At 51.9% G+C, this 19771-nt stretch carries 22 protein-coding genes and 1 tRNA gene; 7 read left to right on the top strand and 16 right to left on the bottom strand.

Annotated features, from left to right (window positions below):
- Positions 1 to 161: 161 nt before the first annotated feature.
- From L1D47_RS16050 to L1D47_RS15985, 14 genes are all read right to left on the bottom strand, one after another.
- On the bottom strand, positions 162 to 980 hold the full coding sequence (locus tag L1D47_RS16050) for a flagellin (protein WP_239886013.1): 819 nt from the start codon (positions 978 to 980) through the stop codon (positions 162 to 164).
- A gap of 87 nt (positions 981 to 1067) precedes the next feature.
- The gene (gene flgL, locus L1D47_RS16045) at positions 1068 to 2252 is read right to left on the bottom strand and encodes a flagellar hook-associated protein FlgL (RefSeq protein WP_239886012.1); all 1185 of its coding nucleotides are present in this window, start codon (positions 2250 to 2252) and stop codon (positions 1068 to 1070) included.
- Between the two features lie 11 nt (positions 2253 to 2263).
- A complete protein-coding gene (gene flgK, locus L1D47_RS16040) occupies positions 2264 to 4180 on the bottom strand; it encodes a flagellar hook-associated protein FlgK (RefSeq protein WP_239886011.1) in 1917 nt (638 codons plus the stop codon).
- A gap of 64 nt (positions 4181 to 4244) precedes the next feature.
- Complete coding sequence (gene flgJ / locus L1D47_RS16035) at positions 4245 to 5237, bottom strand: flagellar assembly peptidoglycan hydrolase FlgJ (RefSeq protein ID WP_239886010.1); 993 nt, start codon at positions 5235 to 5237, stop codon at positions 4245 to 4247.
- A gap of 47 nt (positions 5238 to 5284) precedes the next feature.
- Entirely contained in the window at positions 5285 to 6376 is a 1092-nt protein-coding gene (locus tag L1D47_RS16030; protein ID WP_239886009.1) for a flagellar basal body P-ring protein FlgI, read from the bottom strand.
- Positions 6377 to 6387: 11 nt separating this feature from the next.
- Entirely contained in the window at positions 6388 to 7062 is a 675-nt protein-coding gene (flgH, locus tag L1D47_RS16025; protein WP_239886015.1) for a flagellar basal body L-ring protein FlgH, read from the bottom strand.
- A 39-nt stretch (positions 7063 to 7101) separates the two neighbouring features.
- Positions 7102 to 7890, bottom strand: a complete 789-nt coding sequence (gene flgG / locus L1D47_RS16020) for a flagellar basal-body rod protein FlgG (RefSeq protein WP_011865151.1) — start codon at positions 7888 to 7890, stop codon at positions 7102 to 7104.
- 10 nt (positions 7891 to 7900) lie between these two features.
- Positions 7901 to 8644: a flagellar basal-body rod protein FlgF gene (flgF, locus tag L1D47_RS16015; RefSeq protein WP_041510622.1), complete on the bottom strand. Its 744-nt coding sequence runs from the start codon at positions 8642 to 8644 to the stop codon at positions 7901 to 7903.
- Positions 8645 to 8830: 186 nt separating this feature from the next.
- A complete protein-coding gene (flgE, locus tag L1D47_RS16010) occupies positions 8831 to 10192 on the bottom strand; it encodes a flagellar hook protein FlgE (RefSeq protein ID WP_041510621.1) in 1362 nt (453 codons plus the stop codon).
- A gap of 63 nt (positions 10193 to 10255) precedes the next feature.
- Positions 10256 to 11038: a flagellar hook assembly protein FlgD gene (gene flgD, locus L1D47_RS16005; protein WP_041510620.1), complete on the bottom strand. Its 783-nt coding sequence runs from the start codon at positions 11036 to 11038 to the stop codon at positions 10256 to 10258.
- Between the two features lie 10 nt (positions 11039 to 11048).
- Complete coding sequence (gene flgC, locus L1D47_RS16000; RefSeq protein ID WP_041510619.1) at positions 11049 to 11468, bottom strand: flagellar basal body rod protein FlgC; 420 nt, start codon at positions 11466 to 11468, stop codon at positions 11049 to 11051.
- A 2-nt stretch (positions 11469 to 11470) separates the two neighbouring features.
- Entirely contained in the window at positions 11471 to 11869 is a 399-nt protein-coding gene (gene flgB / locus L1D47_RS15995; protein WP_041510618.1) for a flagellar basal body rod protein FlgB, read from the bottom strand.
- A 199-nt stretch (positions 11870 to 12068) separates the two neighbouring features.
- On the bottom strand, positions 12069 to 12908 hold the full coding sequence (locus L1D47_RS15990) for a protein-glutamate O-methyltransferase CheR (RefSeq protein WP_239886014.1): 840 nt from the start codon (positions 12906 to 12908) through the stop codon (positions 12069 to 12071).
- A gap of 137 nt (positions 12909 to 13045) precedes the next feature.
- Complete coding sequence (locus L1D47_RS15985) at positions 13046 to 13966, bottom strand: chemotaxis protein CheV (protein WP_041510616.1); 921 nt, start codon at positions 13964 to 13966, stop codon at positions 13046 to 13048.
- Between the two features lie 210 nt (positions 13967 to 14176).
- Between L1D47_RS15985 and flgA the strand changes: the two genes are divergently transcribed.
- The 3 genes from flgA (at position 14177) to L1D47_RS15970 (ending at position 15757) form a co-directional block, all read left to right on the top strand.
- Positions 14177 to 14884 carry a flagellar basal body P-ring formation chaperone FlgA gene (flgA, locus tag L1D47_RS15980; protein WP_239886008.1) on the top strand — a complete coding sequence of 236 codons (708 nt, stop codon included), beginning with the start codon at positions 14177 to 14179 and terminating at the stop codon, positions 14882 to 14884.
- Positions 14885 to 15004: 120 nt separating this feature from the next.
- Positions 15005 to 15325, top strand: a complete 321-nt coding sequence (gene flgM, locus L1D47_RS15975; RefSeq protein ID WP_041510614.1) for a flagellar biosynthesis anti-sigma factor FlgM — start codon at positions 15005 to 15007, stop codon at positions 15323 to 15325.
- A 6-nt stretch (positions 15326 to 15331) separates the two neighbouring features.
- Entirely contained in the window at positions 15332 to 15757 is a 426-nt protein-coding gene (locus tag L1D47_RS15970; RefSeq protein WP_041510613.1) for a flagellar protein FlgN, read from the top strand.
- Between the two features lie 334 nt (positions 15758 to 16091).
- Here L1D47_RS15970 and L1D47_RS15965 read toward each other — a convergent pair whose 3' ends face one another.
- Positions 16092 to 16538, bottom strand: a complete 447-nt coding sequence (locus L1D47_RS15965; protein ID WP_239886007.1) for an LPP20 family lipoprotein — start codon at positions 16536 to 16538, stop codon at positions 16092 to 16094.
- Positions 16535 to 17038: a FlgO family outer membrane protein gene (locus L1D47_RS15960; protein WP_239886006.1), complete on the bottom strand. Its 504-nt coding sequence runs from the start codon at positions 17036 to 17038 to the stop codon at positions 16535 to 16537. The genes L1D47_RS15965 and L1D47_RS15960 overlap by 4 nt, the downstream gene beginning before the upstream one ends.
- Positions 17039 to 17510: 472 nt before the next feature.
- Between L1D47_RS15960 and L1D47_RS15955 the strand changes: the two genes are divergently transcribed.
- From L1D47_RS15955 to L1D47_RS15940, 4 genes are all read left to right on the top strand, one after another.
- Entirely contained in the window at positions 17511 to 18671 is a 1161-nt protein-coding gene (locus L1D47_RS15955) for a flagellar assembly protein FlgT (RefSeq protein ID WP_239886005.1), read from the top strand.
- A gap of 76 nt (positions 18672 to 18747) precedes the next feature.
- Positions 18748 to 18823 (top strand) — tRNA-Arg (locus L1D47_RS15950).
- A gap of 216 nt (positions 18824 to 19039) precedes the next feature.
- A complete protein-coding gene (locus L1D47_RS15945; protein WP_239886004.1) occupies positions 19040 to 19324 on the top strand; it encodes a hypothetical protein in 285 nt (94 codons plus the stop codon).
- Between the two features lie 43 nt (positions 19325 to 19367).
- Positions 19368 to 19771: transposase (locus L1D47_RS15940; RefSeq protein WP_239886003.1), on the top strand; the 404-nt coding region annotated here is incomplete at its 3' end.

Here is a 19771-nt window from a genome sequence, read left to right as displayed (position 1 = left end):
ATACTTAACGGCAGCGGGTTTTCGATCTTTAGAAAATTTTTTATAAAAAATAGGCTATTTTTTTTAGCTGATATCTATCAATAACTTAATAGATGAGAAAGTAACAAAAACGGTGCAAGAAACTAGTTTGCACCGTTTTGTTGTGAGCAAAAATTGCGTGATTAACCCAGTAGTGACAGAGCAACCTGAGGCAACTGGTTAGCCTGGGCCAGCATGGCGGAACCTGTCTGCTGCAATACCTGATTCTTAGTCATGGTCGAAGTTTCTTTAGCGAAATCCACATCCACGATACGACTCTTAGCATCCGCCACGTTGGCCTGGGTGTTAGCACTGTTACTAATATTATGTGCCATACGGTTCTGCACAGCCCCCAAGGTTGAACGCTGAGCATCAATTGTAGCAATAGCTGCATCAATCGCAGTAATTGCTAGCGCAGAGTTCGCATCCGTATCGACAGCCAGAGCATTCACGCCAAGAGCGGTGGCATCTGTATCAGTAATACTAATAGATATATTTTCCCCACCTTGATGGCCTACTTGGAATGCCTTTGCGGTAAAGGTACCATCAAGCAAATTAGTGTTACCAAATGCTGTAGTATCAGCAATGGCAGTAATTTCTGTTGTTAGCTGTGTAATTTCAGCCTGCAGAGCCGCTCGGTCACTTACCGAGTTTGCACCGTTCACAGATTGTACTGCCAAATCACGCATACGCTGCAACATATTGGTCTGCTCTTGCATTGCACCTTCTGCAACTTGCGCCACAGAAATGCCATCATTAGCATTACGCATACCCACATCAAGACCGCGAACCTGAGAGTTCAGACGGTTTGAGATCGCAAGACCCGCAGCATCATCTTTCGCACTGTTGATGCGAAGACCGCTCGACAAACGCTCCATTGAGGTTGCCAGGTTTTGAGAAGAAGTATTTAGGTTCTTCTGCGCCTTCATCGATGTGACATTGGTATTAACATTAATAGCCATTGTGTTTTCCTCTTCTTGGTTGCACTGCCAAGACGTTGAGCTTGGCTAATAAATTAGAAGTTAAGTTTGTCAAAGGCCTGAGCCCGTTTAGATATAATCAAAAAGTGTCGTCGACCCGACTTTGCTAAACACACTCGATACGGCATTTAAGGCCAACTGTTGTTTCTCGAGCTCAGTTATCGCCGAGGCATAATCTAAATCTTCCAGCATTGAGAGCGCCGAACTGTTCACCAGCTTTTCTTCCACATGGGCCGAACTGTAACGCTCAATCTGCTTCAAGCTATTACCGGCTTCTCCCCGGGCAATGCTCAACTGATTGACACCACTATCGATATTATTCAACATCTGTGCCAACTCAGCTTTACCTTGGGGAGTATTCACCTTATTAGGATCTTCGAGCAGAGTGATTGCCTGGTTGATGGTATCGAAGACGCTCACCTGGGATTGCGGCGTGATACTAAAGGTATCCCCTGGGGCAGGCTGGCCATCGAGTTTCACCTCGATACCGCTGAAACTAATGGGATCGGCGGCATCGAAACCAGGAACTGTCGTGACCAGGGTCGCGGACGAATCTCGAACCTCAAGGGTTGTACCATTCATGGTAAAGCTATATGTATCGAGTGCGGCCGGGTTACTGTTGGTAGCGCTCAGCACCCTAAAATCTCCTACCTGCCCCGTCGAATAATTGGCGCTAAAGTCGCCAAGGCCGGAAGGTGCATTCATAAAAGCTTGATCGCCAGGGATATTCGTCCCTAGGGTGACGCCAGATGCCACTATGGCGTCACGCACGCCACTGTCGCCGCTGTAGACCACGTTGCCGGCTGCATCGAATGCAAAGGGCTGCTTACCGGTTTCATAACCTGAAAACATATAGTTGCCCGATTCATCTTTGGTATTGGCCACCGAAACGAGCTCTTCCAATGTGCCCTTAAGCTCATCGGCAATCATTTGCCGCTCAGAATCGGACAGGCTGCCATTCACTGCACGCAGGATCTGCTCTCTAACCGAGCCGGTTAGGGTTTCTGCCGTGCCCAGCTTGCTCTCGGTCAAGGCCAGACGGTTGGTGGCATAGTCGATATTCTTCATAAACTGATCGACCAGGGCGTTTTGCTGATTCAGGTTATCGATACCGATAGCAGCCACAGGGTCGTCCCCAGCAGTATTCACCCGCTTGCCGCTGGCAATCTGATCGATGATCTTGCTGGTCGCCGATTGCTTGTTAAGCACACTGTTGATGTTCTGCTGAAACATCTGCGCCGTTGAGATCCGCATAATTAAGGCTCCTATCTCACCGAACTAAAGAGGGTGTCAAAAATTTCTGTGGCCGTGGTCATGATCCGGGCCGATGCCTGATAAGACTGTTGGAAACGCATCAAATTGGCGGCTTCTTCGTCTAGGTTTACGCCCGACTCACTCTGCACCCGGGTATAGGCCTGGGAATAAACGGCCTCGGCCGAACCAAAGGCTACCTCGGCCGCCTTTGCCTTGCCGCCCACCTGCAGCTTGGTATTTTCATACACATCCGCAAGGGTCGAGCCGCCATTGTTCATTAGCTTGGTTTCTGACAATTTGGCCATAGCCACCGCATTGGTGTTATCCCCAGGGGCAAAACTGAGATCGAAGGTAAATCTGTCTGTAGCCGGTGCGCTGCTATCCACCTCGAAGGTGAAGCCATAGGCACTGATAGATGGCGGCGTAAAGGCTGCCGGGGCGCCAAGTGAGTTGCCCGCCGCATCGAACACCTCGAAGGTATTTGCCGCGGTATCAATCTCAAAAGTCAGCTCGCTACCGGTTAGGGGAAAACTAGCGGCGCTGCGATTATCTATGCTCACCAGCTTCACCTGGGTATTGCCAGAATTAGCGGCATCTTGGGTTATCTTAGGCGCGGCGGCGGCTATCTCCTTGGGATCTGTCATCACCACCTTGATGCCGGCTGCGGCGCCCGATGTTGGACGGATCTCGAACCTGTCACCGGAGGCCATGGCGCCAGAATCGATATTGATGCTAAAGCCGTCACCACCGGTCAACTGACTGCCATTTAAGGTAAGTGGCGTCACAGTGCCTGTGTCTAAATCCTTAAGCTCATAAGTAGCAGGTGCGGTAAAGGTCAGCTCGTAGCTGCCACCGGACAGGGCATTGACATCATCTATGTTTACCCTTAAGGCCGCATTGCCCGCGTTGTTCTCATAAGCACCGGCGCGGCCAACTGACATGGCAGGATCGTTAATATCGAGAAATAGGTCGCTGCCCACCTGGCCGTTCAGATCAAAACCTGCCGCCTGAGCCTGATTAAAACTGTCGGCAATCCCCAGTGCCAACTGACCCATCTCCAGCTGCGCCGGGATCAGTGTCTCGTCGCGAAATTGGAACAGGGCGCCCAGGCTGCCACCCATCTTGCTGGGATCGACCACTAAGGTCTGATCGCCTGCCGTGGTGGTAATACGCAGCTCGCCGGCATAAGGATCGCCTGTGGTCGATCCCATCTGCATGGAGACTTCGCCAGAGACCAACATCACGGCGCCGCCGAGCATGATACTCTTGGCACCCGACTCCAGCGGGATCACATTAACCTGAGCATATTCGCTAAGTTCCTGGATCAGCGCATCCTGCTTGTCGAGCAGCTGCATATCGGCCCCTTGAGACTTCATCAGCTCCTGGTTGATGTGGCCGAGTTCAGTACTGATCTCGTTGATGCGATCCGTCACGGCCGAGATCTGATCGTTGGTCTGTTTCATCTGACCATCGAGTTGCGACTGCATCTGATTAAGCGCCTTGGCTATCTGATCGGCATTGCCCAGCAGGCTACCGCGAATGCCCATATCATCAGGCAGATCCGCCAGACTATTGAGTCCGGCAAAGAGGTCGTTAAGGCTCTGAGGCACCGCCTTGCCTATCTGTGAAAACAGCTGGTCGAGCTCGCTCGTCTTGGTCTGTGTGGTCTGCGCCTGACTCAGCGCCGTCTGACCGATACGCAGCTCGCGCGCGGCATACTCGTTATAGATCCGCTTCACGTCGGTAATATAGGTTCCGGCGCCATAGAAGCTGTTGCCAAGGCGTTGGGATTCCAGGCTAGACTGCTCGGCGACCTGACGGTGATAACCCTGGGTATTGGCATTGGTGATATTGTTACTGGTTACCGCCAGCTGCGACTGTGAGGCAAGCACGCCAGTACGGGCGATATTAAGCAGATCCATCGACATTATGCTTCACCTCTTGTTGCATTTGCTTCAAATTGCGCACTCATCACTTATTACTCCCCACTCATCACTTGCCAAGCATGCTGGCGCCGAGCTCTTTCTTTACGGCTTGAGTTACCGTCTGCATCACCTTGAGCACCTTGTCGGCGTAATCAGGGTCTGTGGCATAACCGGCATCCTGCAGGCCACGGATAAAGGCGGCAGGGTTGGCGGCCTTCTCCATCGCCTCTTGATAACGAGCGCCTTCGGAAATGAAAGAGACGAAATCGTCAAAACTTTGTTTGATATCTTGATACACCCTGAAATCGGCGCGTTGCTTCACCGCAACCCCATGTTCAAATTCCAGGGTACTCACGCCGGCACGCTCGCCTTCCCAGCGGCGATCGGCCTTGATGTTAAATAGGTTATTGCTGGGTTGACCGTCTGCGCGGCGCACCATCTTCTGTCCCCACCCCGTCTCGAGTGCCGACTGAGCGATCAATACCTCGGGGTGGGTGCCCAGGGTTTTCGCCGCCTGCTCGGCGTGAGGGTAGACAGCTTTGACGAACGCCTCACGGCTCTCAAAACCTTGATTTGCCACCCCGGTTGGTGCCTGGGACGGCAAGACCTTGCCGCTCATCACCTCATCGAGTATCTGAGGCATTGGCTTGTTGGCGCTGCTAGCTCCGTTAATAGCCAAAGGCTTAGGCGCCGACTGTGCAACCGGACTCTCCATGCCGCCACGCAGCACGGAAGCCGGCGTTAGCTGACTCGCCTGCGGCGAGAGCTGCTGCACCATGAGATCCGCAAGGCCCAACATCCCCTTGTCCGACAGATTGACCGACATCTGTTGATCATGCATCTGCTCGTAAAACTTGGTGTATTGGCTGTTCATGGGGCTGTCGGACTCAAACACCGCATTGGCATCACGCATGCTCTTCATCAACATCTGCACGAATATGCCTTCAAACTGCTGCGCCACCTCTTTGAGCGCCGCCTTGTCATCTTTCTGCGCCTTGGCACGTAGGGAGTCCAGGCCCCCTATGTCCAAGAAATGCGATGCGTTTGACAGCTTATCCATGTTCAGTCCCGATACCTTGGCGACGACTAACTCGTCTGCGACAAAATTTAGATGATGATAAGCTCACCATGCAAAGCACCTGCCACCTTTAACGCTTCTAAGATGGCTAATACATCCGAAGGCGCGGCGCCGACCAGATTCACCGCCCTGACCAACTCATCTAAGGTGGTGCCAGGGTTGAACAGGAACATGCGATTGTCTTCTTCGGACACATCGATAGTGCTTTCGCTGGTAACCACGGTATTACCGCCTGCCAACGGGTTAGGCTGCGATACCTGGGTCGCCTCGGCGATGGTTACCGTCAGGCCGCCATGGGTCACCGCCGCAGGGAGCAGACGCACGTCTTTGCCCACCACTATGGTGCCGGTACGAGAATTGACGATCACCTTGGCCGATTCAGATGCTGGCTCCACCTCGATATTTTCCAACGTCGCCAGGAACGAGACTCGCTGAGACACATCCCGCGGCGCGCTCACCTGCACCGAGGCGGCATCTAATGGACGAGCCATCCCTGGGCCCAGGAGATCATTGATGGCGTCGGCGAGACGCTTGGCCGTCGAAAAATCGGCGCGGCGCAGATTAAAGGTCAGATGATCGCCGGTGGAAAATGGCGTCGCCACGGTACGCTCGACGATGGCACCATTGGGAATACGGCCGACGGTCGGCGTGTTTTGAATCACCTTAGAGCCGTCGAGTCCTTCGGCGCTAAAGCCGCTGACCACCATGCTGCCCTGGGCAATCGCGTATACATTGCCGTCGACCCCCTTGAGGAAGGTCTGCAATAGTGTGCCGCCGCGCAGGCTCTTGGCCTCACCCAGGCTTGATACGGTCACGTCCAGCGTCTGCCCCGGCTTAATGAAGGCGGGCATGTCGGCACTTACCGCCACCACGGCGACGTTCTTGATCTTAGGACGAAAGTTATCCGGCAGATTGATGCCGAAATTTTTCAGCATGGTCTTAAAGGTCTGCTCGGTATAGCGTGTCTTCTCGCCTGTGCCAGGCAGGCCAACCACCAGACCATAGCCTATCAGCTGGTTGCTACGCACCCCTTGCACGTTGGCGATATCTTTGATGCGCTGGGCCGAGCTGACGCTAGAAAACACCATCAGGGCACAGGCCAATATTATTTTCATCTTCATGGCATCGCTCCTTAGAAGGGCCACCAGTCGCTCATAAAGAACTGACTCAACCAACCCACCTTCTGCGCATCGGCAAAGGTACCTGTACCGCTGTACTGAATACGGGCATTGGCCACACGCTGAGAGTCGATGGTGTTATCGGGACGGATATCTTGCGAGCGCACTATGCCGGTGAGCCTGACAAACTCATCGCCATTATTGATAGTGATCCACTTCTCGCCGCGGATCACCAGGTTACCGTTGTTGAGCACCTGCATCACGTTGGCCGATATGCTGCCCGACAGGCTGTTGCTCTGGTCGGCGTCTGATTCACGCTTGGTGTTCATGCTGTCTTTGTAGCGCAGATCGATAGGCGAGCCGCTGATGGTGACGTTGCCGCCACCGGCATAGATGGGATCCAGCGTCAGATCTGAGCCCTTCTTTAGCTCGTTGTTGGCACTCTTCTTCGCCTTGGTCGACTCTTGCAGGATCACGGTAATGATGTCGCCAACCTTAAGCGCCTTGATGTCCGAATAGAGGCTTGAGGCCTGGCTGTCCTGATACATGGAGCCCGTGGCGGCGATCTTGGTCGGCGGCGCCTCGGGATACACGGGAGCATAATAGGGATCGTCGGCGATCGGCTTCTGGTTGGTTGAGGCACAGCCCACCAACGCCAGCGCGACCACTAAGACGAATGACCTAGCCATATCAAACTTAGTCAATTCAAACTTAGTCATATCAAACCTCTACAAATTCTGATTGACGTAAGAGAGCATCTGGTCGACGGCCGAGATCACCTTAGAGTTCATTTCGTAGATACGCTGACTCTCGATCAGGTTCACCAGCTCTTCGGTCACGTTAACGTTAGAGGTTTCGAGCGCCCCCTGACGAATGGCGCCCATACCATCCAGTGATGCCGTGCCCTGAATAGGCGTGCCGCTGGCACCGGTTTCCAGATAGAGGTTCTGCCCCATAGGGTCCAGGCCGCTCGGATTGATAAAGTCTGACATGCTCAGCTGGCCTACCACCTGGTTTTCCGCCGCGCCTGGGGTCTTTACCGACACCTCACCTTCTGCAGAGACGGTGATGCTAGTGGCATCATCTGGGATGGTGATGGCAGGCTGCAGCACATAACCCGAGCCTGGGGTCACTATCTGCCCGGTATCGTCCAGGGTAAATTGACCGTTACGGGTATAGGCAGTGGTACCGTCGGGCAGCTGCACCTCGAAGAAACCCGGACCTTCGATCATCAGATCCAGTGAGTTATCTGTGGTCAGCATATTGCCCTGGGTGAACATCTTCTGAGTCGCCACCACCTTGGTCCCCGCACCTATGTTCAGGCCGTTGGGTAGCTTAGTATTAGAGGCGCTGATCCCCCCCGCCTGGTTGACGGTTTGATAGAGCAGGTCTTCGAAGACGGCTCGGCTCTTCTTGTATCCAACTGTGCTCGCGTTCGCCACATTGTTGGAGATCACCGAGATATCTGTTTGCTGGGCATCTAAGCCAGTCTTACTAATCCATAACGCCGGATGCATAATCTATCTCCTAACTAATGCGCATTAATGACGAAGAGGCTTGATCCATCTCTTCGGCGGTTTTCATCATCTTGACCTGCATCTCAAACTGACGCTGCAGATCGATTAAAGAGACCATCTCGTCGACGGCATTGACATTGCTGCCCTCAATAGCCCCACTCTCCACGGCAACATTGGGATCGGCCGCGGCATTCACGCCAGACATTTGACGGAACAGACCGTCCTCTCCACGCATCAGGTTTTGATTGCCAGGGTTGACTAACTTGATGCGGCCAACTTCCTCGATCACCTCGGCGGTAGAGCCAAGCGGTCTGACCGAGATGGTGCCATCTTGGGCAATCTCGACCTTCTCGATAGGAAGCGGTAATACGATGGGACCGGCATCTCCCATAATGGGGTTGCCTCTATCATTTCGCAGCAGACCCGAGGTATCGAAACTCAAGCTGCCTGAGCGGGTGTAGGCTTCGCTACCATCGACGGCCTGTACGGCTATCCAACCATCACCCTTCACCGCGATATCGAGATCCCGGCCCGTGGTCTTGATAGGGCCGGCGGCAAAGTTGGCCGACGGGTTCTCTGTCATGGAAAACACACGCGTCGGCAAGCCTTCGCCAAAGGCCTGCATTGATCTGGCCTGCTCAAGATCCGACTTGAAGCCGTCGGTATTGGCGTTGGCAAGGTTGTTGGCACGCACTGCCAGCGAATGCATATTCTGCTTGGCGCCACTCATGGCGACATAGAGTAATTTATCCACTTGCTGCTCCGTCAATGTTTCAACTAAAACTGTCTAATAACAGAACAAAGCAAACATCATGCCAAGCAATGGATTTGGTTAGACTGCTTAAATCAAGCAGATAGAAATGAAGCGAAGGGAGGAAAAGCTAAGCGGCAAGTGAAGCGGAAATGTGTTGCCGCTTGGGCAACACATTTCACTAAGGGATTAACGGATCTGCAGTACCGTCTGCTGCAGGGTATTGTTAACCTCCAGCGTACGCGAGTTAGCTTGGAAGTTACGCTGGGCCGAGATAAGGTCCACCAGCTCTGTGGTCAGATCCACGTTTGACTGCTCAAGCGCCGAGGAACGAATGCTACCGAAGGTACCGCTGTTGGCTTCACCTGCCAGTGCCGGACCAGAATCCAGGCTCTCCTTCCAAGCAGTATTACCCACCTGAGTCAGTCCCTGCTCGTTTGAGAAGCGCGCCAAGGCGACACGGGCCAGCGGTACGGTTGAGCCATTGCTGTAGCTGGCGTTGATCAAACCATCGGCGCCCACTTCCACGTTAGTCAGACGACCAACGGTAGTACCGTCCTGACTCAGCTCGGTCACCTCGAACGGTGAAGCGTACTGGGTCGGGCTGTTGAAGTTGAGGGTTAGCGTCTGGCTGCCGTCTGTACCAGGGCCTAACACGTTGGCGCCACTGACCCCGAGCGTCTCTGTAGTGATCACCGCAGGATCACTACCTATATAGGCACCAGTGTCGTTGAACGACAGCACTGAGCCCTTCCAGCCGCTGGAATTAACCGCCGTGCCGGACGAGTCGGCCACACCGTCACCCGTGGTATCGCGACCATAGGTGCCCGCGGCGCCTGCAAGATCGACCTGCTTACCGTCTACCGCGTAGAAGGCCACCCAGTTACTGGTGCCGGTATAGGCCGCCTGGGGTGGGCGCACGAAATAGGTGGTCAGGATATGGGGCTCACCTAGCGAGTCATACATGGTGACCGAGGTCGAATTGTTGTAGGTGTCTGGGTCGTTCGGATTAAAGTTAGCTGGATCTAGAGTAGACTCACCCGCATTGAGGTTCATCTGAATGCCGATGTTGTCGGTTTTCTGCGGGCTACCCGCGGTATCGGGGATCTTCACCGGCTGAGTGGTGGTGAGGCTCACCGAGGTCGAGTTACCATCCTTATCGACTGGGAAGGTCTGCAGATAGGCACCGGCCGAGTTAACCAAGTAGCTGTCGGCGTCCACCTTAAAGGCACCGGCGCGAGTGTAGGAGAGATCTTGCGAGCCCACTTCTGATGAGGTGACAAAGAAACCACCGCCATTGATCGCCATATCCAGCGCATTGCTGGTAAATTGCAGACTGCCCTGCTGGAACTGCTGAGCCACCTGGGCTGTGGTCACACCGCCACCGACTGTGGTCTTGCTGTTGGCAAAAATAGAACTGGCATACACGTCGGCGAACTCGGCGCGCGACTCCTTAAAGCCTGTGGTGTTCACGTTGGCGATGTTATTCGCCGTGGTATTGAGATCTTTTTGCGCCGCCGCGATACCACTCAATGCAATGTTAAATGACATAAATCACCTCACTAAAAATTTGTTATCTGTTCTGGACCTAAATGCCCTAACGCTCTGCTTTGTCTAGGTTTCAGACACGGCCAGAACATCACCGAGTTTGATACCGCCTATGCCTCTCAAGTTGAGAATCGCGCCGGTACTTGCCGTCCCCAGCGAAACACTCGTCACGTGAGCGTAGGTCGATACGGCTAAATCTTCACTCTTACCATCGACTTTGCCCGATGCCTTGATGGAATAATTACCGCTGGCAACGGGTTCCCCATCCTTATCCAGTCCATCCCAGGCCACATCGATGTTGCCGCCATCACTGCCGTCGACGGTGAAGGTCTTAACCAACTGCCCCTTCTCATCTTCGATGCGTACCGTGATCGACTCGATAGGCTCTGGCGTACTGATCACCCCTTTCAGCACAGGCTCTTCCGCCGAAATATGCCCGGTATCCGATGGGATCAACACCTTCTGTCCTACTAGTCCCGAGGCCTGCAACGCCTGACTCGAGGTCATCACAGTATTAAGATTGACGATCTCCTCGTTGAGCTTAGTGATGCCGTCCACGGTAGAGAAGGATGCCATCTGAGCGATCATCTGGTCGTTATCCACCGGCTTAAACGGATCTTGCATCGACAACTGCTGACTGAGTAAGGAGAAGAAATCCTCCTGGGTCAGCTCCTGGCTCTTGGCCTCAGGAATCGACGACTCCTCTTGCAGGCGCATGCTGTCGAGAAAAGGATTTCCCGTGGTCTGGGTGGTTGCCTGACTACTGGAAGCCTGAGGCGCCACCGTCTTGGCGCTCTGGGTCGAACTGTTTGGCGCAACCTGAGTATTTAATGGATTAACTAGGCTCACGACTTACCCCCTAGGAATTGCCAATGCGTAAGGTTTGCTGAAGCATAGACTTTGCCGCATCGGCAACCTGCACGTTCATCTGATAGGAGCGAGACGCCGAGATCATGTTGGCCATCTCCTCCATCACATTGACATTTGGCTTATAAATAAACCCATCGGCGTCCGCTAATGGATGATCCGGCGAATACTCTTTCTGCAACGGCTTGTCACTCTCGACGATACCGGCCACCTTTACCGCCTGACTGGTCTGCTGCTGATGGCTCGCCTTGGCCAGCTCCGCCTCAAACACAGGATGGCGGGCGCGATAGGTCTTATCCACACTGCTGGAGACCGAATCGGCATTGGCGATGTTACTGGCAGTGGTATTCAGCCTCACAGACTGAGCAGACATGCCGGAGCCTGCCACATTGAAGATATTAAAAAGGCTCATGATTACGTTCCTTTAAGGGCTTTTTTCAGGCCGGAAAACTTACCGTCAAGAAAACCTAACGACATCTGATATTCGAGCGCATTCTGCATAAACTCAGACTGTTCCTGCTGAATATCCACCGTGTTGCCATCACCGGTATCGGGCTGATTTGGCACCCGATAACTAATGTGTTGCTGAGAAAGCGCCGCCAAGTCGAAGTGTTTCTCGTTGCTACGGCTCATCGCCAGCCCGCCTTGGGCCGTGCGCGCCGCCTGCAGCGCCTTATCAAAATCAAGGTCTTTCGCCTTGTAATGGGGGGTATCGGCATTGGCGATATTTGACGAGATCACCTCGGCCCGTGCCGATCGTATCCCCAAGGTATACTGATGTATCCCCAATGCCTTATCGAAACTAATCGCCATAAAATTGCCTCCACACACGAATGTCATAAACAAAGCAATACTTGTGCCAATAAAATCGACTCTGGGTAACTTGCACAGATAGATGCGCGATAGAAATGCAAGGCATAAAAAATGCCAGCGATTGCTGGCATTTGAAACTTGATAGCAAACTCAGAGAGTTAGCACTTTAACTGGCTAAACTTGCGCCCGAGCAAGTGCATCAGGTCCGCTTCTGGTAATAGATACCCGGGTTACACCTGACCATGTCAAACTCATCGGTCAAACCGGCAATCGACTCGGATGCCCCCAGAAACAGTATGCCCTTGGGATTTAGGGCGGCAGCAAATTGCCGCAGTATCTTGGCCTTTGCCTCAGGAGCAAAATAGATAAGCACGTTACGACAAAAGATGATGTCGAACTTACCCAGCAAGGTATAGCTCTCGAGCAGGTTGTGCGCCCTGAAATTCACCAGACGCTTGACGTTGGGCTTCACCACCATGGAGCCAGTGCCCGTGGGTTCAAAAAACTGACGTTTGCGCTCTTCGGACAAGCCACGACCCAGGGCAAGGTTGTCATATTCGGCAACCTTACAGCGCTCTAACATTGAGGGGGACAGATCCGTTGCCAGAATAGTCGCACTACCCGGCAAGGCGCCAGGCTTACGCTGCTGGTATTCCAAGATAGTCATGGCCAACGAATAGGGTTCCTGCCCCGACGAACAGGCGGCCGACCAGATCTTCAGCGGACGCCCCAAGCGGGCATATTCGGGCAAGAGGTTATTGGCTAACAGCTCGAAGGGATAGCGATCGCGAAACCACAGGGTCTCGTTGGTGGTCATGGCGTCGATCACCTCGGCACGAAGTTGCCGCTCGGTGGGCTTCATCGAATGTTTAACCACTTCAGATAATGAGGGAAGATTATATTTCCCCATCAGAGGCGCGAGTCGACTACGAACCAAATATTGCTTATTGTCGCCCAACACAATACCGCTGTGTTGTTCCAGAAATAATTTAAATTGGTTGTACTCGGCTTCGGCAAGTGATTTATTCGGCACCTTGATATCCCAATATCAAAAAAGAAAACAGGCTACAACATACACTATAGCAAGCGTTGCAGAGGTCAGCGTTATACATTAGCTAACTCACTGATACAAGCCTAAACTTACCAAATTTAGGCTCAGGCCCAACTTAGTACAAATTACAAACTAAGATGTTTATTCACCGCCGCCGCTAATTCATCAGGATTAAATTTCGCGATAAAGTCATTGGCACCCACCTTCTCGACCATGGCCTGGTTAAATACGCCGCTAAGCGAGGTATGTAACACCACCTTAATGTCTTTCAATTTCGGGTTGTCGCGGATCTCTGCCGTCAGGGTATAGCCATCCATTTCTGGCATCTCGATATCAGAAATGATCAGAGGGATCTCATGGGCCACGTTATCCATCTCGGCAGCGACTGTCACCAGTTTCTCTAACGCCTCACGACCATCTTTAGCGGTATCGATCTGCAGACTCAATGATTCGAGGGCACGAATGATCTGCTTGCGCGCCACGGCCGAGTCGTCGATCACCATGATGTGATAATGACGCTCCCTGTCGATGGTCAGCTGCTCGTCGACCTCCTGACTGATCTGGGTCTTAACCGGCGAGATCTCATCGAGGATCTTCTCAACATCGAGAATCTCCACCAGCTCGCCTTCAATCTCGGTCACGGCGGTCAGGTAAGAGTAACGGCCCGCCCCTTGCGGCGGCGGCATGATGGCTTCCCAATTCATGTTGATGATGCGCTCGACCGACTTAACTAGGAAGCCCTGCACACTGCGGTTGTACTCTGAGATGATAATGAAACAACCTTCGGTATCTTCAATCGGTCTACCACCGGTAGCCGCGCTGAGGTCGATCACCGAAATCGTCTGGCCGCGAATATGGGCCACGCCTCTCACAAAAGGGTTGAGCTTAGGCAGACCGGTCAGCGGCGGGCACTGCAGCACCTCTTTCACCTTAAATACGTTAATACCAAACCTTTGCCGCCCGTTTAATTTAAACAGCAATAGTTCTAAGCGGTTTTGTCCTACGAGTTGGGTGCGTTTGTTAACTGATTCAAGAATACTCGACATAATGCCTTTGCCCTGTTGTCGGGTGAATGCGAAGCCGTTCCCATGATAAATATGAGTATAGGCATACTAATTGCTTTATCTAGTTATATGACAACCAGACCTTTACTTTGTCAAATTTATGACACTCATTTCTCACAAAAAAATGGCAAAGCCTTGGCGCTTCAAACGAAGTATAGGTGTAATCTGGCTAATCAAGCTAGTCAATTCATTATGAAAGTAAATTTTGCATATTTTCTGTTTTTGTTACTCATCTCTCTGCCCTTAAAGGCGGCGGAGACGACCAGTGTCCCCTCTGTATCGACCATAGCGCGATTAGCTACAGAGGTAGTACAGGAAAAAATTATCTTACCCCAGGACGCCAAGGTCATTATTACCCCCCAAAGCCTGGATACCCGGTTAAAGCCCCCCGCCTGTTTGGGTGAGCCTAAGGCGGAAATCGCCAGCGACCGAGCCATCAGTAAAAACAACACGGTCAAGATCAGCTGTGATAGCCCAGATCTCGACTACCCCTGGCAGATCTATATTTCGGTTCGTGTCGAGGTGCTCTTCCCTGTGGTGGTCGCCAATCAGACCTTGGGGCCCGGCGATATCATCGAGCCGGATCAAATTCGCCTCGACTATATCGAGCAGAACCAACTCAGGGGCCAGCAATTTGATGACCCAGCGGCGGTGACTGGCACCCGGGTGAAGCGAAGAATCCCAGCCAATCAGCCTTTGTTTGCCGGTAACCTCTGCTTTGTCTGCAAGGGAGATATCGTTGCCATCTATGCACGATCCGATAATTTCGAGATAAAAACCAACGGTGAAGCGTTAAAAGATGGTAACCTTGGCGATAAGATACGGGTGCGCAATAGCCGCTCTAACAAGACAGTTGATGCACACGTGACAGGCATTGGCGAGGTGGAAGTCAGGATGTGATCCTGATGACCTTTGACGCGCAAAAATTTATACTGTTTTTTGAAACTTTATCCTAAAGCTTTGACCATGAGTGCCGATAGACAAGTATGTTGATCTCATTTATGTAAGTTGGACCCCACAATGCCTATAGATATTAAGCACGTAAATACAAACACTAACAACCGGGTTGGCAATGCCAGCGCAAAAGCCTCGCAGCACAAAGGTGCGACTGCTGCCACTAACGCTCCATCACAGACGGTGAAGAGCGACTCAGTCTCTATCACCTCTCAGGCACAGCAACTGCAAAGTGCCCAGGCCAAGTTAAATGACATTCCTGAAATCGATATCAAGAAGGTCGAACAGATTAAGGCCGCGATTGCCGAGGGACGCTATAAGATAGATGCCGACAAACTCGCCACTAATATCGCGCAGTTTGAGAAGGAACTTCAGGATCTTAACTAATTCGTTATGACGCAGATAATCGATATCATCGCCAATCAACACAAGTTACTGGACAGCTTAAAGCAGACCATCACGGCAGAGAAGGATGCGCTGATCGCACAAGATGCGGATCAGTTGCTGCGTCTCGCCAGTGAAAAGGCCCAGTTGTTAAATGAGATCAAACTAGGTGATACCGAATTAGCTGCGCATCCTGAACTCCCTAGGCTCACTCAGGAGCCCCAGCTTATTGCCCAAGTCGACAACGCCAAGCAAGCATTAGCGGAGTGTAAACAGCTTAACGAGCAAAATGCCGCGCTTATCGAACACAGCATGGCCAGCGTCAATCGTTTCTCCCAGGCCCTTCAGGCCAGTCGTAACGCCAATAGCCTCACCTATGACGGCAAGGGCAAGACCTCGACTATCTCGACGCTTGGCAATAATCTAAAAGCCTAGCCATCCCTTAAAAGCAATCTTTAGACATAAAAAAGCCTCTTTAACAGAGGCTTTTCTTATTGCTGGCGACTAGGGCCTGTTGATCTTTCAAGTTTAATTTTTGTTCAATCTAAACGCGTTTTGCGCGAGGCGAGAGCCATGAAGCATAGTTACTCTATGTGAATGGCGAACAACAAAGTGCAGCGCGCGTTTAGATGAACCCGTTGGGCAGCATTTGTAGGCCATTTCTACGGCGTTATCGCCAGTTTGTGTAGAAGGCTACACGACACAGGCTCTGCCTTGTATAAATCACCTTCAAACTGCTGCAAAAACAAACGGCAAAGATCAACAGGCCCTAGAAATAGGTCACTTCCTTCACCGTCTGCGGTCGATTCTGCTGTTGGTATAAGGCCCATACCTGCTGGAAGTCTAGCTCCAGCTCGGTCACATAATGCTCTCCAACCGGATAGCTCTTTACCACTTTCGCACCGCGGATCACCCCGCTCACCGATGCCTGAATGCTGTCATCGGACAGCATCCAATCCTTCACACTGCTGGATGCCGATAGCTGCTGGCCATAAACCTGCTCTGCCAGCTCACGATAGGCGGCGATTTTCGATGCCTGCATCGCCATCAACACTCGCTGCGACGCCTCTTTGGCCGGCTGAGTCGCCAGCGGCGCATAGCCGATAGCCGTTAATTTAGGAAAACTCTCTGGCGCCTGGGTTTCCCATTGAATGTATCTGTCTTGAGACGCACAGCCACCCAGGACAATCAGCAACACCACAATTAAATATCTCATTGCTTGACTCCCTTAATCTGTACATCTGCCTGACCCTGACTGTTATAACGGATCAGCTTACCGTCATGGGCGACCACCTTCTCAGACAGGCTAAGGTAGTCAGACAACTCGGCCTGGCTGACGCTTGCCCCTGCCACAGACACCACACGATTATTAGTAACATTAACGATGCGGCTATTTACCACCACCCCATCGGGCTTCAGACTCATGGTCGATACCAGCACATGTTCAACCGGCAGATCCGCGGGCAGTTGGCGCCAGTCCCGCGTCAGCAGCAATTCGCCTTGGCCCGTCACCCTAACGTTCTCGCCCACATTGAGATCCACCAGATTAAACTGATGATCATGCATGGCCGCGATCAGTCCCTGTTGTATCTGCAGCCCCAAGGCGTTAGTCGACTTAAGATTGTCCAGCAAGACAGGCGTCGCCACCAGCAAAGGCTGCTTAGGCGTCAACTGATCGTTTTGGCGCACCAACTCATTTGCCAGCTGTTGAGTCACGTGTATCACCGACGAGCTAGCAGGCAAACTATTGCCGCTCTGCAAGCTTGGCGTGGCAGGCTCATTTGCCGCGCAGGCCCCCAACAGCAACAGGGAAGATATTATCAAAGCGTTTCGCATCATGATGTCCCATGGTTTTCGATATTGACCTAGGCCAATATAGCAACTCGGCTGCGCCATATTTGTGGCCAGCCAAACCTATTGGCAATATCGCAGCAATTTATATGCCATAAACTTAGCCCTACTCATTTTACACTTGCTCTCACGCTTAACGCGCTAACTTGGCAAAGTCATCAGGAAAATAGGCTCTCATCTCATACCCTTCAGGCATTTTACCTGGGATGAACCAACTCGGGCACAGATATTGCTTTGAGCTTATTTACTTAATGGAAACCTTAAAATGAGCGCAAAACTGTCAGCATTTTGGCACCGCCTACGCGCCAGGTAAACCAGCTCAGTCGAGACAGATACGATGAAACGAATTCAATTACTATTGCTGTTACTCGCCGCCTTTAACACTCAGGTAATGGCTCAGTGGCTCGAGGCCCAAGGCGAAGCCAAGATCATCAACGGCAATATCACTCAGGCGAGAGAAGATGCCATCGCGCAGGCCCTAAGCTATGTCACCCTACAATCGGGCGGCCAGTTTACCAGCGTGCAGCATACCCAGAACGGCAAGCTGACACAGGCCCAGTTTTCTATGTCGCAACAGGCCGAGGCGGGCCGCGTCGAGCTGATCAGCGAGCGCATCCAGGACGATACCCTCACCGTCAATCTAAGGGTCGATGTACTGCAAAACGCTAAGGTGCAGACCTGTGGGGCCAGTCAACTCAAGGCGGCGATTCTGGTGCCCCAGGCGCAAATTGCCGATCGCAGCCAACTTAGATATGGCAATCTCGGTAACTTAGAGAAAGCCCTGTCAGAAAAACTCGGCACCATCATAGGCCGGGAAGGCAAGGCGAGTTTCGCCCATGTCCACGCCAATGAGCGACTCGATATCGAGCAGTCCCTCATCGACATCCGCGGCTATCGTCTCCCCAGCTGGCTCAGCGAGATCACCGACAGCCAATATATACTACTGCCGGAGATCATCGACATCTCCACGGCGCCAGTCGAAGGCAGCCTGTTTGGCCTATGGGATAGCTATCCCCAACGCCAGTTTCAGCTACGCCTCTCCCTCTACCACGGCATCAGCGGCGAGCAGATCTGGAGTGAATACTATGACGCCCCTGCCCCTTGGGAATTTGAACGCCAGGCCACGGTGCCGGCCCATAGCAACCGTTTCTGGGCATCTAGCTATGGTAAGAACATCGAGATGCTGCTGACCCAGGCTAGCGAAGATATCGACAAGGTGCTCGATTGCCGTCCGCTACTCGGGCAGGTGGTATCCCGCGTCGACAACCGGGTTATCATCAATCTGGGGCGTAATCATGGCGTGAAAGTTGGGGATAAATTCCAACTGGTGCTACAGCAGAATCTGCCGGATCGCCTGGATAACATGCGGGCGGTTGCCAGCGAATCTCGAGCCCAAATCACCATAGATCAGGTGACCCAGGAAAGCGCCACCGCCATACTGCAAGGCGCCAATGGTGCAATCAACATACAAATTAACGACATCGCGATGAAAATCTAACTTAATTAGTGCACTAATTAAGCAACTAAATCTAAAGCCTTTTCATCGCGATGAAAAACAGTATAATCACTTTCGTCTCCCTATAGCTCAACAGGATAGAGCAGTCGCCTCCTAAGCGATCGATCGGGGTTCGAGTCCCTGTGGGGAGACCAGATAGACCTTTTTACTTATAAAATTCAACTGCTTACGATTTTAACAAAATCTGGTGCCGCCCCCTGTGCCGCCATAGAACAGGCCTTTTTTAGCACTTTTTGTTATAACTTTTTTGAATAACGCCTGTTTTAGTCAGTTAACGTCAGTTGTAGACTTTTCACGCCATTTCTAATAGTTTTTGTCTTATTCAAAAACAGGAAAGAAACTACTCAGTCATGGAAGATTTTGATCTAGATATTCCTACAGATAGACAAGAGATAAGGGCATGGCTTCTTAGCTCTATTATTCCTCTAAACGATAAAGAAAACCCTGATCTTGATTCAGAACAAATACCTAGCAATGTTAAAGAAACCGTTGAGAGCTTTACTAACTTTATAGTGAGTGTCCACCAACTTGAAGCCATTGCTGAAGGAAATAGTTCAGAGGAAGATATAGTCAAAGCATTCGCGAAGCACCCTCACTGCTTAAATTTATTAGGGAAGATGCGAATAAGTCCCTGATGTGAGATCATAGCTACATAGTAAATCACAGCCATTACCGCCCATGAGCCAACAGTTAACTTTTGCCGATAGTGAGTTTTCCAGCAAGCGCCGCCAGACCCGTAAAGAGATTTTCTTATCTCGGATGGACAACCTATTACCATGGACTCAACTGCTGGAAGTGATTGAGCCCTTTTATCCAAAAGCGGGCAATGGTCGTCGTCCCTATCCACWGGAAACGATGTTCCGCATTCACTGTATGCAGCAATGGTACAGTCTGAGTGATGAGGCGATGGAAGATGCGCTTTACGAGATTGATTCGATGCGTCAGTTTGCACAACTGTCACTGGATAAAGCCATTCCTGACCGCACTACCATTATGAATTTCCGGCACTTGCTGGAAAAACACAAACTCACTCGTAAGTTATTCCAAACGGTCAATCAATGGCTGTCGGATTGCGGTGTGAT

Origin of the sequence: Shewanella sp. Isolate7 (genome assembly GCF_022398425.1) — a bacterium.
Lineage (GTDB): Bacteria > Pseudomonadota > Gammaproteobacteria > Enterobacterales > Shewanellaceae > Shewanella.
Note: the sequence above shows the minus strand (reverse complement) of the source record. Positions and strands in the feature narration are given on the sequence as shown.

Bases quoted from the DNA above. Each gene is read 5' to 3' on its own strand.
- L1D47_RS16050 (WP_239886013.1), bottom strand. From the start codon at position 980: ATGGCTATTAATGTTAATACCAATGTCACATCGATGAAGGCGCAGAAG.
- flgL (WP_239886012.1), bottom strand. From the start codon at position 2,252: ATGCGGATCTCAACGGCGCAGATGTTTCAGCAGAACATCAACAGTGTG.
- flgK (WP_239886011.1), bottom strand. From the start codon at position 4,180: ATGTCGATGGATCTGCTTAATATCGCCCGTACTGGCGTGCTTGCCTCA.
- flgJ (WP_239886010.1), bottom strand. From the start codon at position 5,237: ATGGATAAGCTGTCAAACGCATCGCATTTCTTGGACATAGGGGGCCTG.
- L1D47_RS16030 (WP_239886009.1), bottom strand. From the start codon at position 6,376: ATGAAGATGAAAATAATATTGGCCTGTGCCCTGATGGTGTTTTCTAGC.
- flgH (WP_239886015.1), bottom strand. From the start codon at position 7,062: ATGGCTAGGTCATTCGTCTTAGTGGTCGCGCTGGCGTTGGTGGGCTGT.
- flgG (WP_011865151.1), bottom strand. From the start codon at position 7,890: ATGCATCCGGCGTTATGGATTAGTAAGACTGGCTTAGATGCCCAGCAA.
- flgE (WP_041510621.1), bottom strand. From the start codon at position 10,192: ATGTCATTTAACATTGCATTGAGTGGTATCGCGGCGGCGCAAAAAGAT.
- flgC (WP_041510619.1), bottom strand. From the start codon at position 11,468: ATGAGCCTTTTTAATATCTTCAATGTGGCAGGCTCCGGCATGTCTGCT.
- flgB (WP_041510618.1), bottom strand. From the start codon at position 11,869: ATGGCGATTAGTTTCGATAAGGCATTGGGGATACATCAGTATACCTTG.
- L1D47_RS15985 (WP_041510616.1), bottom strand. From the start codon at position 13,966: ATGTCGAGTATTCTTGAATCAGTTAACAAACGCACCCAACTCGTAGGA.
- flgA (WP_239886008.1), top strand. From the start codon at position 14,177: ATGAAAGTAAATTTTGCATATTTTCTGTTTTTGTTACTCATCTCTCTG.
- flgM (WP_041510614.1), top strand. From the start codon at position 15,005: ATGCCTATAGATATTAAGCACGTAAATACAAACACTAACAACCGGGTT.
- L1D47_RS15970 (WP_041510613.1), top strand. From the start codon at position 15,332: ATGACGCAGATAATCGATATCATCGCCAATCAACACAAGTTACTGGAC.
- L1D47_RS15965 (WP_239886007.1), bottom strand. From the start codon at position 16,538: ATGAGATATTTAATTGTGGTGTTGCTGATTGTCCTGGGTGGCTGTGCG.
- L1D47_RS15955 (WP_239886005.1), top strand. From the start codon at position 17,511: ATGAAACGAATTCAATTACTATTGCTGTTACTCGCCGCCTTTAACACT.
- L1D47_RS15945 (WP_239886004.1), top strand. From the start codon at position 19,040: ATGGAAGATTTTGATCTAGATATTCCTACAGATAGACAAGAGATAAGG.